Raw genomic sequence first — 17,179 nt, 5'->3', positions numbered from 1 at the left:
CATGACGGAAGGATCAGTCGTCTTGCCCGAAGGGGAGCGTGTCGGACTGTTTCATTACCGTGTGACGGCGGAGGGCTGGCTGCATCTGTTGCAGCAGAATGTCCGGCTGATGTCCCTGCTGGGTTTCTGGGCGGATGAGGAATGGGCCACGGCCCTGTTCCTGTTACAGGGTGAGCAGCCTTTGCTGCTCAGTACAGCGGTGGTGCAGGGGCGTTATCAGGCAGCCTCGCAGTATTTCCCGGCGGCCCAGTGGGGGGAGCGTATGGCCAGGGACCTCTGGGGTGTGGAGGCCTGGTCTGCGTTGGATGACAGTCCGGCTTTGGATGATGGCAGCTGGTCCCTTGCGGCGCCATTGTCTGCCCGTCCCCTGCCTGTCAGCGAGGGGACGGGGCAGCCTTTGCCACGGTGCAGGATTGCGCCCTTCCGTACGGCCATACCGGGCCTGCTGGGTGTGGATTATGTGCTGGCCGACGGTGTGATGCAGCAGGTGGAGGTGCAGATTGCGGCTGGCCATCGTGGTGTCCTGTCCCGTCTGGTCGGGTTGACACCGCAGGAGGCCATGCCGCTGGTGGCCCGGATTTCGGCAGGTGGGTTTGTGGCCCATCCTCTGGCGTTCGTCCGGGCGCTGGAGCAGGCAGAAAATCGCCAGATAGACCCACGGGAGCGGGACAGACGGCTCATTTTGCTGGAGGTGGAGCGGCTGGGGCTGCATCTGTTTGATCTGGCGCAGACGGCCCATCAGGCTGGTGCTGGCCTGATGGCGAGCCTGTGCGACCATGCCCGGGAGCATCTTGCGGGCCTCTGTACGGCGCATGGTCTGTCCCGCCGTCTGACAGACAGCATCAGGCTGGAGGGGAGCAGTGGCGTTGATGCGATGATTCCGTTTGTTCAGGCCGTGGTGCAGGGGGTGGCCCCACGGCTGGAGCAGATCAGACAGCTGGCCCGTTTGTCGGATGGACGGTTGAAGACCATAGCCACCGTGCCGACAGAACTGGCGTGGGATTATGCGCTGGGTGGGGTGATTGGCCGGGCCAGTGGGCGGTATCTGGACATGCGCTACATGGATGAGGGTGTCCGCACGCGGGCGATGGGTGGGGCTGGGCGTCATGAAGGGGATGCCTGGGCACGCAGTCGGCAGCGTCTGGCAGAAAGTCAGGAAGCCCTGAAAATCATGGAGTGTATTGTCGCCGATTATGGTGCGGAGAGTGAGCGCCAGGCCATGCCCCGCACTGATGAAGGGCTGGGCGTGGCCGAGGGAGCCCGAGGAGATGTCTGGTACCATGTCGTGCTGAAGGAGGGACGGTTGGCCAGTGTTCAGATACGGGATCCGCTTGTGCCTCTTCTGGCCGTGCTGGGTTCCGTGCTGGAAGGGCATGAGCCGGAACAGCTGGGGCTTGCGCTGGTATCTCTGGGCCTGTCGCCCGCCGGAGTTGCCTTGTGAGATGGCCTGCCTGAAAAGCTCTGGTATCCGTCAGGGTGTTATATTATAACATATAAAATATGATTTAAGATTCATCATGCGTTGTGTGAGGGGCTGTGCGGTTTATCAGACAGGGCGTTGCCCTCATGCTGGGTGGAGGGCTGGTCTGCCCGGTCCTGACGGTGCTGCCCGCGCAGGCCCAACCGCCAGTGGCGGAGCCTGAGACGGCCGGGACGGTGAAAACTCCCTCAGCACCAGAACATTCTCGAAACAGGGGCAACGGACCAGCACATCAGGCAGCACAGGCCCGTTTCCAGTCAATCGAGCAGTTGACGGTCACAGGGTCTTACCTTCAGGGTGGGCGGAAGACATCCCCCAATCCCGTGCAGACCATCACGGGGAAGGAGATACAGCGCAGTGCCGTGACGTCTCTGGGGGACTATCTGCAAAGGATGCCTTCCATCGGCTCATCCGGTTCGCCGAACAGCCTGACCAACGGGGGCAAGGGGGCATCCTGCACGGACCTTCGGAATCTGGGGCAAGGGCGGGTGCTTGTGCTGATTGACGGGCACAGGGCGACCCTCAATGCCGGGTCCGAATGTGTAGACCTCAACACCATCCCGTTGCAGCAGATCGAGAAGGTGGAAATTCTCAAGGATGGCGGGTCCGGCCTGTATGGGGCGGATGCCGTGGCGGGGGTCATCAACATCCATCTGCGGCACGACCTCACGGGCAGCAACATCACCATGCGGGGGAGCATTGCGCAGGCCGGGGATGCCCGGGGTGGCGAGGTCTCCGCCTATCACGGCATGAATTTTGATGAGGGGCGGGGCAACGTCACGCTGGCGGGCAGCTACAGCACGACCGGCCCCATCTATAACCGGGACCGCAGCTGGTCAGCCCTGCCACAGAATGACAATCCGGCCACGGGCAGCCCCAGTTACGGGTCGTCCATCATTCCTTCCGGCGTGCTCATCAATCCGCAGACGGGGCAGAAGATGGTGCCGGACGGGCAGGGCGGCTTCCGCCGCTTCACCAGGGACGATCTGTACAATTTTGCCCGCTATTCCACGATCATGAACCGCCATGATGACGGCACGGCCTCTCTTGATGCCCATGAGCGGTTTTCCCGGTTCGTGACGCTCTATGGCACCATGCGATACAGCCATACGCTCGTGGAACGGACCCAGTCGCCAGCGCCGGTGCAGGGGAGTGTCCCGCCATCCACACTGCCGTCTTCATGGCTGCTGCCGGCGGCCAGTCCGTACAATCCGTGGGAGCGGGATGCGTCCATCATCAAGCGGATGGAAGATGTCGGGCCACGGCGCAATCACATCAACACTGATACATGGACCTTCCTGCCCGGCCTGAAAGGACAGCTGGGAGCCGGGTGGGATTATGACCTCTCCTATACCTACGGGCGCAGCCATCTGTCCTCTCACACGCAGGACATGATCAATTACCGCAACCTGCTGGAAACGACAGGGACGAGACAGCTGGATGTGATGGATTCCCGCAGTCCCGTGGTCTATGACCCGGGCATATGCCAGGCGGCGCAGGGCTGCGTGCTGCAGAATCCTTTTGCGCCCTACAGCCAGCAGGCGAAGGATCATGTCCGGTTCACCCAGAAGGACCGGGCCACCTATCAGCTGCGGGACACGATGCTGCGCCTGCGGAACCCGCATCTCTTTGCCCTGCCGTGGATGTATGGCGGGCCGGTCGGGGTGGCGGCAGGCATGGAACATAGGGGGGAGCAGCTGAGCTATCACCCTGATGCCCTCGTGGCGCAGGAGGCGTCCACAGGGGCGGCGGGGGCCTATACGGGCGGTGGGTTCACCGTTTCGGAGGGTTATGGAGAAATCCAGCTTCCCCTGCTGCGGCGTGCGCCACTGGCCCGGGACCTGACGGTTGACCTTCAGGGCCGTGTCTCTTCATACAGCCATTACGGAACACCGCTGAACTGGAAGACCGGCCTGCACTGGGCACCGGTTCAGGACGTGGCCTTCCGGGGGACGCTGGGCACCTCGTTCCGGCAGCCGGGGCTGTATGATGTCTATGGCGGCCAGACATTGAGCTATGCTTCTGCATCCGATCCCTGCGCCCATGTGGGAAGCTATGGCAGCCGTGCGGGAGCGGTGCAGGCACGGTGCCAGAAGGAAGGAATCAACCCGGCCAGCTTCACCTCTTCACTGGTCGGGCAGCTGCCGACCCTCTCCGGTGGCAATCCTCGGCTGGGGCCGGAATATGGACGTACGGCAACGGTCGGCATGGACATCACGCCCCGCTCTCTCAGGGCGTTGCGGCTCTCTGTCGATTACTGGCATTACAGCCTGCGGGACATGATCTCGACCCTCAGCACGCAGACGCTTCTGGATGGATGTTACACGGGCAGCGAGCCGGATTTCTGTGGTGCCATCCTGCCCCGTTCCAGCAGCGGGCAGATCACGGCCATCAAGGCCCTGCCGCAGAATGTCGGTGCCCTGAAGACGGATGGTCTGGATTTCAGCCTGCATTACAGCCTGCCCCTGGGCGACAGGGACCAGCTGAGCCTTCATGAAAACACCCAGTATCTTCTGAATTACAGGCAGAAGCTGACCCGTAACGGGAGCTGGCAGGACTATACGGGGCGTCTGCTCTATCTGAATGGCAGTGGCCGACCACGGGAGCAGCATTACATCAGCACGACATGGCGGCATGACCATGTCAGCCTCATCTGGATGACACGCCTCATCAGCGGGATGAGGATGAATGACGGGCACCGTGATCTTGACCCGGCCACATCCGGGCGAACCCACGTGGGAGGAACGATCCTGCATGACGTGACGGTGTCAGGGACGTGGCACCAGTTCCAGCTGATGGGAGGCATCAGCAACCTGTTCAACCGTCGGCCGCCCTTCGTGCCGGATGGGGCCTTCAATACCGCCTTTTCCCAATATTCAGGCTACATTGCCGGAAGAAGTTTCTTTCTCCAGATGGGGGCTGATTTCTAGCCGGGCAGATGACCGTCAGGGGAGCTGGTGCGCTGGTGATGTGGAGCGGCGTTGTTCCTCTGAAGTCCCCATCACTCTGGGCAGGAACGGGCTGGCTGCCGGGGCAGGTGACGGTCCGTCCCCGGATGAAGGAAAAGGCCGGGGTGGTGCAGTCGTTCCGGCAGAGGAAAGCCCATGCCTGCTTCAGCAGGCAGAGCGGGTGCAGCCGGTGCAGCATGAAGACGGAGAAGGCGGCCTCTTCATGGTGGTTGTGGCGGAACAGCCGGAACGGACCGCCATAAAGCCGCCCTTTGGAGATGATGGTGAGGCGGGACTGGTAGCATCGGCCATCCACGTCTGTCTCGAATGCGGGGAAGGGATAGGTGGACAGCAGGCGCAGGGCGGTGACGGCATAGGCGGCCCGGCCGATCCGTTTCTTGAGGGCCGTGGAGAGCTGCTGCACCACCCAGCCATCGGGGCCGACCCCGACCATCTGGAGGAACAGGGTTGGGCTGGCCTGTCCTTCTGTGGTGAGCCAGCCCGGCCAGAGCGTGCGGGTCTGCCCGCTGGCGATCAGGGTGGCGTTGCCGGCGTCATGGAAGGGGACGCCCAGCTCCAGTGCCAGCACATTGGCTGATCCGACGGGCCAGAGGGCCAGAGGGCAAGACTGGCCCAGCATGGCGTGGGCAATTTCGGCAATCGTTCCATCCCCTCCACCGGCAATGATGAGGTCCGTTTCTGGCAGGTGGGTTTTCACGATCTCCGCAGCATGGCCTCGGTAGCGGGTTTCCATGACACGCACGTCCAGCCCGGCCTGTTCCAGATGCTTCACGAAGGCGGCCTGCCGCCGGGGAGAGTGATGCCCCGCTGTCGGGTTGATGATGAGCAGTGCTCTGCGGGGATGGGGGTGCTGTGAGGAGGATGGTGGGTGCATGGCGGGGGAGGGTACTTCACTCTGGGCCGGGACACTATATAGTGCCCGGCATGAACCTTCTGTTACAGGTTCTGCTGTTTTGTTCCCATTGTGAGGATCACATCTGCCATGCAGTCAGCTCCCCTGACCATGATGCTTGCTTTTCTGGATGTACAGAAATGGCGCCCCCGCCCCGTGAGGCGGCAGGGGCGGCGCATCAGGCTGTTCACGCTTGAGGCGGGAAGCTGCGAAGGCTGTGCGATGGAACTGGTGTCTCTGGGAAGCAGCGCCTACCCGTTGGAAGGGAGCGGGTTTCAGAGGGTCCAGCATCCAGAGGATGCGGACTGGCTCCTTGTCACCGGCTCTGTAACACGCTCCTGCGCAGGCGATCTGGCCAGTGCGTGGGAGGCCATGCCCGCAGGACGCAGCCTCGTGGCTGTGGGAGACTGCGCCCATGATGGTGGATTGTGGAAGAACACATACGCCACGCTGGGTGGCCTCCATGCGCTCAGCCGGGTCTATGGGTCCATTCCTGGCTGCCCGCCGTCGCCCGCATCCATTCTTCAGGCGTTGGTGGAGCTGGCAGAGGGTGGTTCATCTCCCACGGGCTCCCACGCATCTTCTGCCTCACGCCGCAGCCGCCAGTAAGACCGGCGGGAGAGCGGGATCATGACGAGATAGAGGACACCAGCTGCGGCCAGAGCGCCCCATGGTTCTGTTACCAGAATGGCGGCATAGGCACCGACACCGACCAGCATGGGCAGAATATAGCGTGATGGCACCTTGAAGTTCTTGAAGGACCAGATCGGCAGGGTGGAGACCAGCAGCAGGGCGGTGACGATCAGGCAGCCAGCGGCCAGCCATGGGGAGTGGGCGAAATGCTCGATGCCTGTCAGGTTGTTGCGCTTGGCTTCCAGCCCCAGAAAGACCGGGAACAGTGCAAGCCCTGCCCCTGCCGGTGCGGGCACGCCGGAGAAGAAATTGGCGGCATATTCCGGTGCCGTATCGTCGTCCAGTGCGGAGTTGAAGCGGGCCAGTCGCAGGGCCATGCAGACCGTGAAAAGAATGAACGGGATGAAGGCCAGCCGCTGCGTGGCAGGCAGAGCCCAGAGCATGAGGATGAAGGGCGGCACGACGCCGAAGCAGACAAAGTCCGACAGGCTGTCAAATTCAGCTCCGAAACGGGATGTCCCCTTCAGCAGGCGGGCGATGCGTCCGTCCAGCCCATCCATGCAGGCAGCGATGAGCAGGGCCCCGGCTGCATGGGTAAAATGGCCTGTCATGGAAAATTTGATGGCGCTCAGCCCCGCACAGAGGCCCAGCATCGTCAGGATGTTGGGGACAAGCCGGTTGAAGGAAAGCCCACGGACCCGGCGCCGCTTGCGCCGGTATCTATGCACCATGGCCGTGTCGGAAGATGGCTTCTGCATATGTCTGGCCCTCAGAGCTTCGCTATGACCGTCTCGCCTCCGATCATCGTCTGTCCCTCCAGGACATCGGGAGTGATACCCGGTGGCAGGTAGATGTCCGTGCGGGAGCCAAAGCGGATGAGGCCAAACAGCTCCCCGGCCTGCACCTGTTCGCCTTCTTTCACATCACAGAGAATACGGCGGGCGACCAGCCCGGCGATCTGCACGACGGCCACCTGGCGGCCATCCCGGAGAGTTACGCGCAGTTCGTTGCGTTCATTATGTTCGGAGGCCTTGTCCAGGCTGGCATTGAGGAATTTGCCTGCATGATAGGCAATTTTCGTGACTGTCCCACTGACGGGCATACGGTTTACATGCACATCCAGTACGGAGAGGAAGGTCGAAACACGCCAGACCGGCTCACTGCCCATCTCCAGGGCAGCCGGCGGCGGGACCATGGAAACACCTGTCACACGTCCATCCGCACTGGCGAGGACGAGCCCTTCACCCTGTGGAGACGTCCGCCGTGGGTTGCGGAAGAAATAGAGGCAGAAGCCTGTGAACGCAAAGCCTGCTGTCCCCAGGGCCCGTGTCAGCCGCCATGGCGTGGCCCGCCCAAACACACCAGCCAGAAGGCCGATGCCCAGAAAGGGTGTTGCCGCACGGTGCGGCGGAGCAAGGACGAGTTTGAGAGATTTGATCAGTGACATGAGATTACTCATACGTCACCTGCTGGATGGGTCAAGTATTTCGTGACGGGGATGGGGAGGGCGTGGTCAGGGCTGGGTGTGTGCTTGCAGGGAAAGGTGGCAGGGGCCATCTTGGAGGCATGGCTTCCGTTATCCCGCTGTTTCCTGCGGGATAACCCTGTCTGGAGAGAGGTTTCATGAGTGTGGAGATAAGGCCGGTTCCCGCCTTTCAGGATAATTACATCTGGTTCGTCCGTAAGGAGGGGCACCCCTGGGTGGTGATCGATCCCGGTGAAGCCGGGCCAGCAGAGGCGGTGCTGGGGGAAGAGGCTCCGGCTGCCATCCTGCTGACCCATCATCATGGCGATCATGTCGGTGGGGCGGCAGAACTGGCACGGCGCCACGACGTGCCGGTTTATGGTCCAGCGGATGTGGCAGGTGTCGATCACCCGCTGAAGGACGGTGATGAGGTGAAGGTGGCCGGGCTGACATTCCGTGTCATGGCCACACCGGGTCACACGCTGGATCACCTCTGCTATGCGCTGGAGGGTGGAACCCCGGCCCTCTTCAGTGGGGATACGCTGTTCAGTGGTGGGAGTGGCCGCCTGTTCGAGGGGACTGCGGAACAGCTTTTTGCCAGCTTCCGCCAGTTTGATGATCTGCCGGACGGGACACTTCTCTGCCCCGGCCATGAATACACGCAGGGGAACCTGAAATTCATTGCCTCACTGGGCAGAAGCACCCCTGCGCTGGAGGCCCGCAGGGCAGAGGTGGCGCAGCTCCGGGCGGAAGGGCGGCCCTCGGTGCCTGTTCCGCTGGGCGTGGAGCGGCAGACCAACCCGTTCCTCATGGCCCGGACGCCGGAAGAACTGGCCCGCCTGCGGAAGCAGAAAGACCAGTTCTGAGTTGTCAGGCCGTGCGGATGTCCAGCCCGATATCCAGTGCTTTCACGCTGTGGGTCAGCCAGCCGAGGGAGAGGATGTCCACGCCACTTTCGGCAATGCTGCGGGCCGTGTCGGGCGTGATGCCGCCGGAGGCCTCGGCAATGGCCCGGCCTTCGATCATGTTCACGGCCTCACGCAGCATGGCGGGGGTCATGTTGTCCAGCAGGTAGGCATCCGGCCCGTCGGGGCAGTCCAGCGCCTCGGCAAGCTGGGCGAGGGAGTCCACTTCCAGCTCGATCTTCATGAGGTGTCCGGCCCGCTGGCGGGCAGCGGCCAGTGCGGCGGGGATGTTGCTGCCGAAAAGAGCCAGATGGTTGTCCTTGAGCATGATGGCATCATCCAGCCTGTGGCGGTGATTGCTGCCACCACCAGCCCGGACGGCATATTTCTGTAGGGCACGCAGGCCGGGGAGCGTCTTGCGGGTGCAGCAGATACTGACCCCCGTACCTTCCACGGCATCCACGATCTGGCCCGTGGTGGTGGCGATTCCGCTGAGATGGGACAGCAGGTTGAGGGCCACACGTTCCCCGCCCAGCACGGCGCTGGCCGGGCCTTCCACCTCGGCCAGAACGTCGCCACGGGTGATGCGGTCGCCCTCCTGCCTGAAGGGTGTGAAACGGGTCCGGCCATCCAGAAGCGTGAAGGCCAGACGGGCACCGGGAAGTCCGGCCAGCCGTCCATCCTGCCGGGCGACGAAGGAGGCCCGAAGTGTGGGCTGGCCCTGCATGAGAGCCTGCGTGGTGACGTCGCCACCTGTGCCGAAATCTTCCCGCAGGGCGTTGCTGATGACCGGTTCCCAGAGCAGGTCGGGCAGGAAAAGCGTCTCAAGGGCCATGATGATAGGTCTCCTGGTGCTGGATGGAAGGAGGTTACAGGGGCAGGTCGGTCAGCTGCATGTCGATGTGACGGGGCGGCTGAAGACCGGGCGTGTCTTCCCGCCAGTGTGCCCCTCTCTGTTCCGGGCGGTTCAGGGCGGCCCAGCCGATGAAGGAGGCGGTCAGGGCGCAGAGATTCTGGCGGGCCAGTGGCAGGGTACGTTCCAGAAAATTTTCCAGTCCTGTGTGGGTGCGGAGAATGCCGAGATGCTGCTGCATTTCAGCCCGGAAAGGCCAGTCCGTCGTGAAGGTGGGGCGTGCCGGTACCGTGGCGGGAGGGGGAGCTGTTCCGTCGTTCCGGCTGGTGTTGACGTCCCGCCCTGCCCATTGCCCGCAGACCAGAGCCTCCAGCAGGGAGTTGCTGGCCAGCCTGTTGGCACCATGAAGGCCGGTACAGGCGACCTCTCCGCAGGCCCACAATCCCTTCAGGGTCGTGCGGCCTGTCTGGTCCACCTTCAGGCCGCCCATGTGGTAGTGCATGGCGGGCTGGACGGGGAGAAGCTGGGTGTCCGGATCAAGACCGGCTTTTCGGCAGGCCTGTGTGATGCCGGGGAAACGTGCGCTGAAGGGGGCACCCGGCAGGGAGCGTCCATCCAGAAAGACGGTGCGTCCTTCCCGCAGCTGGGCAGCGATGGCCCGGCTGACGACATCACGGGGGGCGAGTTCTTCCGTAAAACGGTGGCCGTCATCCAGACGCAGCACGGCTCCGGCTCCCCGCACGGCCTCACTGATGAGGGAGAGGCGGCCTGTCTGGCCCGGTGAGACGAGGGCCGTAGGGTGAAACTGTGTGAATTCCATGTCCCGCAGAGTGGCTCCTGCTCGTGCGGCCAGAGCCAGTGTCGTACCCCTGTTGGGAAGCGGGCTGGTCGTGTGCTGATACAGCCCGCCGCAGCCGCCGCTGGCCAGAATGCAGTGCCGTGTGGGGATGAACCCGGCGGATGTCCATACACCCTGCACTGTCCCATCAGGGGCGTGGAACCCTTCCAGCGTGGCCTGTAGCCAGTGGATGGTGTCCTTTTCCCGGGCCTGCTGGAGAACATGCTGAAGGATGACCTGTCCGCTCCGGTCGCCACCGGCAAAGACAATCCGCTCATGGCTGTGGGCAGCTTCCAGATGGAGGGAAAGCTGCCCCTTTCCATCATGGGCCAGGGGCACGCCAAGCCGCAGGAGCGTTTCCACGGCACCCGGCCCTGCCTCGGTGATGCGCTGCACGATGGCCGGATCACACAGACCGGCACCGGCCCTGAGCGTATCCTCGGCGTGGCTGGCCGGACTGTCACCGGGACCGACCGCCGCTGCCATGCCGCCCTGGGCCAGGGTGCTGGATGTTCCTTCCCCTGTGAAGGAGGGAGCAAGCAGCACGCAGGGGCCGTCCATCTCCAGAGCCGCCATGAGGCCAGCCAGCCCGGCCCCGATGATGACTGGCCAGCCTGCGTGGCGGGAAAGGGCATGTCCCTGCATGGGACGGTCCTTCATTTGATGGCCAGCATCCGCTCGACGGAGCGGCGGGCCGGTTCCTGAAGGTCAGCCGGGATGGTGACTTCGGTGTTCATGGTTTCCAGAGCCTGACGGATGTTCTTCAGGGTGATGCGCTTCATGTGCGGGCAGAGATTGCAGGGACGGATGAAGTCGGTCTGCGGGTGCATGGCGGCGAGGTTGTCGCTCATGGAACATTCGGTGATGAGCATGACCTTTTCAGGTTTATGCTGGGCGATGTAGTCCATCATGCTGGCCGTGGACCCGGCATGGTCGGCTTCTGCCACGACATCGGGTGAACATTCCGGATGCGCAATGATATGGAGCGGGCCATGCATCCGCCGGTACTGGCGGATTTCCTGCGGGGTGAACCGTTCATGGACTTCGCAGCGGGCTGACCATGTGTGCATCTTGATGCCGGTTTCCCGCTCGATGTTCCGGGCAAGGAATTCATCGGGGATCATGATGACTTCCGGTACGCCAAGGCTTTCCACGACACGGCGTGCATTGCCGGACGTGCAGCAGACGTCTGTCTCGGCCTTTACGGCAGCGGAACTGTTCACATAGGTAACGACCGGCACGCCGGGGTGGCGTTCCCGCAGGGTGCGGACATTTTCCGCCGTGATGCCTTCGGCCAGGGAGCAGCCTGCCAGTTCGTCCGGGATGAGGACGGTCTTTGTGGGGTTCAGCAGCTTGACCGTTTCGGCCATGAAATGGACGCCCGCCATGATGATGACATCCTGTTCCAGATTCTGGGCCTCACGGGCTAGAGCCAGACTGTCCCCCCTGATGTCGGACACGCAGTGGAAGATTTCTGGCGTCTGATAATTATGGGCGAGGATGACGGCATTATGCTTGCGCTTCAGCTCGAGAATGGCCTCGATGTCATCTGCAAAAAGCCGGTCCCAGTCCTGCCGGGCCATGAGGGAGGCCACGGGGCTGTACAGCGCAGCGCGGGACGGAGAAGGGGCAATGCCCTGCATCATGGAGAGGTCCTTACCAAGGTTATACTCACTATGAGCATAATATAGGCCCTGCTGGAGACCATGCCAAGGGGTTTCTGCTCCGGGTGTGTTAGGAGGAAAGATCGTACCGTTCTTTCGGGAGCGTATTCTGGATGGGAGTGACTGGGCAGAGGCTCTCCACAATCAGGGGAAGGTGGCGTTTTCTGGTTGGGGGGTACGGTTACCGGAGATACCCGGAATGGAGCCAGATATGTGGGCGGAAAGGTCAGCCTTTCTCCGGGAACCGGATGGGTAATGGTGGCGGGGGCATCATCGCAGGCTCAGCCTTTGTCTCTTTCTGGCTTTGGAATACGGTAGTGGCTTCGGCTCATTCATGGCAGCCTGTCTGCTTTCGGGCAGATGCAACGGGCGAACATATCGGATTATCGTAGCACGGCCATGCAGGCGGCGGCTTGGTTACCGGATCGATGTCGCAGAAGCTCGTCGGCCTTGCCAAGGGGATGGCGGCGAACTCTGCGGGTCTTCTTGGTGGAGGGCGTTTGCATGATGAGAGTAGTGAAAGCCAGTCTGCTATCAGCGACATCATCACGGTCAATGCGGGGCGTGTCACGGGGTCATACAGTCACGACGTTGCCCATGCCAATGGTGCCCTGACGAACAGGTTTGATGCGCAGAAGCTACAGAACCAGATACAGGCCGGACAGCTTGGCACGCAGCTCGTCGGTGAGATTGTTGGAACGGCCTTCCAGAAGATACAGGATGAGGAAGATAGAAGTCGTGCGAAGCAGGGTTTGCCGCCAGCAGATTCTTCTGGCCTGTTTTCTGGTAGAGAAGTCGTGCGTGATCTTCTGGAAGCTGGCGGGGCGGCCGGTGTTGCAGCTCTGACGGGTAACAGTAAGGGAACGCTGCATGACAGCATTGCCAGCATGTTCAGCAGTGCTGCCGCTGCGGCTGGTGGAGCTGTTGGAGGACTGGTTGCGGGCAAGGGCAGTGCGTCAGTCAGTGCGCTTACTGGTGCAGCGGCGGCAGCGGCCATCGAGCAGTATAATGATAGTGCCCATCGTGGGAAGGAGGCAGAACAGAAGGAAGAGCAGCAGAAAGAAGAAACGAAGGCGGTCGTGGATGCAGTTCTTGATGGTGCATTAACCGCTGGTTCCATGATCCCAGGCCCACCTGGAACTGCCTTTGGTTATACATTGGCTGGCAGGTTGGAGCAGGAAGGACACCCATATCTTGCTGCTATCCAGGCGGGATCAGCAGGTTTGGATACCTTTGGTATTGATACATCTGTTGTTGTGTCTCCTGCGATTACCGGTTCGCTCTGGCTTGCGAAGAGTGCTGTGGTGGGGGCGATCCTCAAGTTTGGTGGAGATGCTTTCGAAAGGCTTGCTCAGGCCCAGTTTATGGCTGTGACTGGGGAGGAGTTTGGGGCTGCTTTGGCAGGACATGCAGCAGAGGGTGTCGCCAATAATGCTGTGAAAGAGGAAACGGCCGTCGGTCAGGTCATGAAGAGTGTCCGGCAGGATGAAAAGGCGGTCGCTGGAGGTGGAAAGAAAGGTACTGGAGATGGCGGGGCAAGTAGAGCTAAAGAGCCTTTTAAGATGGAGGATTTTTTTAGAGTCTCCTGGTTTTGGTCAGACATTGAAGAATAATTCTATTAGAACTAGTGAAATAATTAAGGGGGCTAGTTTTTATATTGATACGGCTCATGATGATCACTTAGAGGTATTCTCTAAGTTTAGGGCAGAAAGACCGGTTGTAAATCTGGATGGATCGATCAATGATAAGAAGACGGTGAGTGCAAAGGGTAGGAGGTTTTGACTGTGATAGAAGATTTTCTAGAAAGTCTTTATAATTTGTCCGGTAGGTATGGTGGGTTCCATCTTGATGTTTCAGATGAAATTGGAGAAGGGATTCATAGCAAAAAAGCTTTTTTAAGCTTATGGTATTCTATTAATGAACGTATTCATCATTTAGATCTAGGATTCAGTTTGAGAAAAGAATCTCTTAGGGAAAGAATATTCAAAATAGATGAGATTTTGGATGATGTGCGTAGTTTTTTCATCTCACTCAATCATTTAATATTTAATATTCTTGATTTTTTAGATGGTGTTGAAGAAAAAAGTGATTTCCATGATGATGCCTCTTCTGTAGGTGAGGGGTTTCTTGGTTTTTATAAAGGACATCTTCTCTCTGAGAATAGTGTTTCTGGGGAGAGTAATTTAATAATCAATTACATTGAAGAATGTAAAAAATATTTTCTTAGTCTTCCTGAAGTACCATTCACAAATAAAAAAATATTTCTTGGGGTTTATTATTCAGATTTTAGGAATAATTATTTAAACTTCATTGATGCTATTCTTGTTTATTTTCAGTCTTTTCTTGATAATAGTATTTTTTATATTTCTCGTTCAATGAGAATGGTTAATTTTTATATGATGGCACTAGTCGATTTCATAGATGATTTTTGTTCATTCTTGGGGAGCTTATGGTTTTGTGTATAAACTCCCAACGATTTCATGTTTATTTTAAGAGTGCAATCCCCTTATATGGGAAAGGCCATGACGCATATTTTTATTGGAAGTCATATAATAACTCAATATAATGTAAAAACTTATTTTTCTATATAGATTATGATGATATTTATTTTGACCAGAATATTGAAGTTCTTTCAAGGTGGATTGGTTTTAGGAGGAGATGTTGATTATTTTTTAAATCGATGATGGGGTGAATAGGTACGGCTGCGGTGTCAGGTAGAGGGAAGTTGTGTTTAGAAACACATGGATAGGTAGGAGATATTATTAATGATAAGAGCTTTTTTGGATAGTCTTCATGAGTTATGCGATAACTATCCTGAAGTTTATTTTGAAGTTCTTGAGGAGATGGAGGAGTTTTTTCGTAGTCAACGAAAGTTCACAAATTTTCTAGAAATGTTGGATAGAAATTATCATAGTGGAATTGAAATAAATAAATTGAAAAGAGAATATTTCGAGGAGCATTTGATTAAATTTGATGGATTTCTTAATGATATAAGTTATTTCTTTATGTCTGTTAATCAGTTGATTTTTAAGGTCCTTGATTTCCTAGATTATCCAGGAAATCAAGGTAAAATTTCTAGCATATATCTAAATATAAGTGAGAAGCTGTATAAATTGTATGGAAAGGGTTTTTTATTCAATAATCTTGATGAGGATGTTTCTCTAATAGAATGTATTGAAAATTCCAGAAATTATGTTGTCGTTCTTTTTGATGATAAATTTTTAGAGATGAAGATGTTGCCGAAAGAAATTTTTACAAAATTCAGAGATAGATATTTTGATTTTATTAAATATATTAATATTTATTTTGAATGCTTCCGTACCGGTAATGTTCAGTATATTTCTTGCTCATTAAGGAGCGTAAATTTTTATATGATGTCTATGGCTAGGTTAATAAATAGACTTTGCTTGGCGATGTGGTTGATGTGGCTTTATAGATGAGTTGTTAGAATTAATTTTTAATTTTCTTTTGTGGCTGGGGCAGCCGGTATTGCGGCCTTGGCGGGAGGAGAACCTGACTGCTGCTGGTCTGGGTACGCTTGCCGGGAAAGTGACGGCAGCGACGACCCGTCCATTGGCGGAGGCCGTGGCGACGGGGCTGACGGGCAGCAGCGACGGTACGCTGTATGACAGTATTGCCAACATGTTCAGCAGTGCTGCCGCAGTGGCTGGTGGGGCTGTTGGAGGACTGGTTGCAGGTAAGGGCAGTGCCTCAGTCAGTGCGCTGACTGGTGCAGCGGCAGCAGCGGCCATCGAGCAGTATAATGATAGTGCCTATCGTGGGAAGGAGGCAGAACAGAAGGAAGAGGACGAGGAAAAAAATTCGAATACAGATGCAGTCGAAGCTTTGGCTTTTGATATTGCTTTAACGGGGGGCTCCATGATCCCAGGCCCACCTGGAACTGCCTTTGGTTATACATTAGCTGGCAGGTTGGAGCAGGAAGGACATCCATATCTTGCTGCTATCCAGGCGGGATCAGCAGGTTTGGATACCTTTGGTATCGATACATAGGCTGTTGTGGCTCCTGTGATTACTGGCTCGCTCCAGCTTATGAAGAGTGCTGTGGTGGGGGTGATCCTCAAGTTTGGTGGGGATGCTTTCGAAAGGCTTGCTCAGGCCCAGTTTATGGCTGTGACTGGGGAGGAGTTTGGGGCTGCTTTGGCAGGACATGCAGCAGAAGGTGCTGCCAATCTTGGCAAAAAAGAAACTGCAGCTGGTCAGGTTGTAAAAAGTGTCAGGCAGGATGACCCTGCATTTAAAAATATAGGAAAAAATTCCTCTCTATCATTAGAGGCTATAGAGGCAAGTAAAGGTGGTAATTCAGATTTAGAGGAAATTGACAGACAGTTTTTAGAATTTAACGAGAAAGCAGCAGGAAAAGGTATTCATGATGGAAAGCAGGGGAAGCATATTGTAGGTCATAATGATTACATTCCAGGTAGATCTATAATGTCTTCGGATGTAGACCCAGTGGAACTGTTGGAAGGAGCATTGTCGAGGAAATATGATTTTTTAGGTATGGGTCCTAGGGACTCTATATATAAGTTTGATTTTAATAAAAAAATCGGGGAATATACACAGGGGGAAGGAAAATTCTCTGACACTACTATAGGTAGTATACATGTGTCTAAGAAAGGTGCACATATCGTTCCAGCAGCCCCAAAGGGATGGGAAAATAAATAAAAAGTATTATGAATTTTCTGTCTTGGTAAAGGCTAAGAAGAGAGGAATCTATGTCTATAGAAATGATACCGGATATTTATTTATGTATTATGACAGCATTTTTAGGAGAGATATATCCTGAAATTCGTTTAATATCTGCGGATTACGGTGAGGATTTAGTTATTAGAGTACATATGGTTTTAGATAGACCTGTGAATGATGAGGATATTGAGGAGATGGATTGCGTGATTACAGAAATTGATGCTGCATTTAATTTGGAAGATGCATCAGATATAGAAGATAGAATTTTTTTCTCGGAGGAACCGCTTTGTGAAATAGAGACTCTCCCATATATCATTTATATGAGGTATGAAGAATAGTATGTTTGTATTGGATTTATAAGTTTACACAGTGAGGGTAGAATGCAGATTTCACAACGTGAAAGGAATATGAGGCTTGTAGGGGTATCACAAGCTTTACTTGGGGAGGTGCATAGAAATTTACGATTTGTATCGGTTAATTTTATCGGGAATGATATACATGTAACATTCGCTTTTGATGAAAGTTCAAAGGGTAAGGTAAAAATGAATTTCTATAGGATTAAGAAAAAAATAGCCACAAGCTCTTTCTTAAAAGATGTTGGGGATATTATATTTTCAGATATTTTATCAAATGAAAAATTTAACTCTGTGGGTAAGTTTGGGAGAATTATTTATGCTAGAAAAGAGTGTTGGTAGATGATATTTATATTTTTCCGATTAAATATTAAAAATAGATATTAGGGATAGGTTATGAATGTATCTGATGCAGATTTTTTA

The 17,179-nt window shown here is 56.2% G+C and carries 17 protein-coding genes; 11 read left to right on the top strand and 6 right to left on the bottom strand.

Annotated features, from left to right (window positions below):
• The first annotated feature begins 1 nt into the window (after position 1).
• Positions 2–1,441, top strand: coding sequence for a hypothetical protein (locus tag CO583_RS05925; RefSeq protein ID WP_086431244.1), 1,440 nt, complete (start codon positions 2–4; stop codon positions 1,439–1,441).
• Positions 1,442–1,536: 95 nt separating this feature from the next.
• Entirely contained in the window at positions 1,537–4,410 is a 2,874-nt protein-coding gene (locus tag CO583_RS05920) for a TonB-dependent receptor domain-containing protein (protein WP_249103262.1), read from the top strand.
• Here CO583_RS05920 and CO583_RS05915 read toward each other — a convergent pair.
• Positions 4,334–5,323 (bottom strand): diacylglycerol kinase family protein, encoded by a 990-nt coding sequence (locus tag CO583_RS05915; protein ID WP_248630607.1) that lies wholly within the window; start codon positions 5,321–5,323, stop codon positions 4,334–4,336. The two genes, CO583_RS05920 and CO583_RS05915, sit on opposite strands and share 77 nt — an antisense overlap.
• A 108-nt stretch (positions 5,324–5,431) precedes the next feature.
• Between CO583_RS05915 and CO583_RS05910 the strand changes: the two genes are divergently transcribed.
• Positions 5,432–5,950, top strand: coding sequence for an NADH-quinone oxidoreductase subunit B family protein (locus tag CO583_RS05910; protein WP_043557909.1), 519 nt, complete (start codon positions 5,432–5,434; stop codon positions 5,948–5,950).
• On the opposite strand, the gene CO583_RS05905 is transcribed toward CO583_RS05910, so the two are convergent.
• Both CO583_RS05905 and CO583_RS05900 read right to left on the bottom strand, forming a co-directional pair.
• On the bottom strand, positions 5,866–6,732 hold the full coding sequence (locus CO583_RS05905) for a phosphatidylcholine/phosphatidylserine synthase (protein WP_081562888.1): 867 nt from the start codon (positions 6,730–6,732) through the stop codon (positions 5,866–5,868). The two genes, CO583_RS05910 and CO583_RS05905, sit on opposite strands and share 85 nt — an antisense overlap.
• A gap of 11 nt (positions 6,733–6,743) precedes the next feature.
• On the bottom strand, positions 6,744–7,421 hold the full coding sequence (locus CO583_RS05900; protein ID WP_043558376.1) for a phosphatidylserine decarboxylase: 678 nt from the start codon (positions 7,419–7,421) through the stop codon (positions 6,744–6,746).
• A 176-nt stretch (positions 7,422–7,597) separates the two neighbouring features.
• On the opposite strand from CO583_RS05900, the gene gloB reads away from it, so the two are divergent.
• Complete coding sequence (gloB, locus tag CO583_RS05895) at positions 7,598–8,305, top strand: hydroxyacylglutathione hydrolase (RefSeq protein WP_248630606.1); 708 nt, start codon at positions 7,598–7,600, stop codon at positions 8,303–8,305.
• Positions 8,306–8,309: 4 nt separating this feature from the next.
• Here gloB and nadC read toward each other — a convergent pair whose 3' ends face one another.
• The 3 genes from nadC to nadA are packed head-to-tail and all read right to left on the bottom strand — an operon-like array spanning position 8,310 to position 11,678.
• Entirely contained in the window at positions 8,310–9,179 is an 870-nt protein-coding gene (nadC, locus tag CO583_RS05890) for a carboxylating nicotinate-nucleotide diphosphorylase (RefSeq protein WP_043557912.1), read from the bottom strand.
• Positions 9,180–9,213: 34 nt separating this feature from the next.
• Complete coding sequence (locus CO583_RS05885; protein WP_248630605.1) at positions 9,214–10,680, bottom strand: L-aspartate oxidase; 1,467 nt, start codon at positions 10,678–10,680, stop codon at positions 9,214–9,216.
• A gap of 11 nt (positions 10,681–10,691) precedes the next feature.
• Positions 10,692–11,678 (bottom strand): quinolinate synthase NadA, encoded by a 987-nt coding sequence (gene nadA, locus CO583_RS05880; RefSeq protein WP_248630693.1) that lies wholly within the window; start codon positions 11,676–11,678, stop codon positions 10,692–10,694.
• Between the two features lie 449 nt (positions 11,679–12,127).
• Here nadA and CO583_RS05875 point away from each other — a divergent pair, with 449 nt between their 5' ends.
• The 7 genes from CO583_RS05875 (at position 12,128) to CO583_RS05845 (ending at position 17,098) form a co-directional block, all read left to right on the top strand.
• Positions 12,128–13,312 carry a hypothetical protein gene (locus CO583_RS05875; RefSeq protein WP_249103259.1) on the top strand — a complete coding sequence of 395 codons (1,185 nt, stop codon included), beginning with the start codon at positions 12,128–12,130 and terminating at the stop codon, positions 13,310–13,312.
• A gap of 171 nt (positions 13,313–13,483) precedes the next feature.
• Entirely contained in the window at positions 13,484–14,164 is a 681-nt protein-coding gene (locus CO583_RS05870; protein WP_248630603.1) for a hypothetical protein, read from the top strand.
• 315 nt (positions 14,165–14,479) lie between these two features.
• Entirely contained in the window at positions 14,480–15,139 is a 660-nt protein-coding gene (locus tag CO583_RS05865) for a hypothetical protein (protein ID WP_249103257.1), read from the top strand.
• A 145-nt stretch (positions 15,140–15,284) separates the two neighbouring features.
• The gene (locus CO583_RS05860; protein ID WP_248630601.1) at positions 15,285–15,710 is read left to right on the top strand and encodes a hypothetical protein; all 426 of its coding nucleotides are present in this window, start codon (positions 15,285–15,287) and stop codon (positions 15,708–15,710) included.
• A 39-nt stretch (positions 15,711–15,749) separates the two neighbouring features.
• Positions 15,750–16,382, top strand: coding sequence for a polymorphic toxin type 50 domain-containing protein (locus CO583_RS05855; protein ID WP_248630600.1), 633 nt, complete (start codon positions 15,750–15,752; stop codon positions 16,380–16,382).
• Between the two features lie 50 nt (positions 16,383–16,432).
• Positions 16,433–16,741 (top strand): hypothetical protein, encoded by a 309-nt coding sequence (locus CO583_RS05850; RefSeq protein WP_081563278.1) that lies wholly within the window; start codon positions 16,433–16,435, stop codon positions 16,739–16,741.
• 42 nt (positions 16,742–16,783) lie between these two features.
• Positions 16,784–17,098, top strand: a complete 315-nt coding sequence (locus CO583_RS05845) for a hypothetical protein (RefSeq protein ID WP_248630599.1) — start codon at positions 16,784–16,786, stop codon at positions 17,096–17,098.
• Positions 17,099–17,179: the final 81 nt, after the last annotated feature.

The sequence above is a fragment of the Parasaccharibacter sp. TMW2.1882 genome (assembly GCF_023337635.1).
GTDB lineage: Bacteria > Pseudomonadota > Alphaproteobacteria > Acetobacterales > Acetobacteraceae > Bombella > Bombella apis.
The sequence above is the reverse complement of the archived record's forward strand: the minus strand, read 5'-3'. Positions and strand labels throughout refer to the sequence as shown.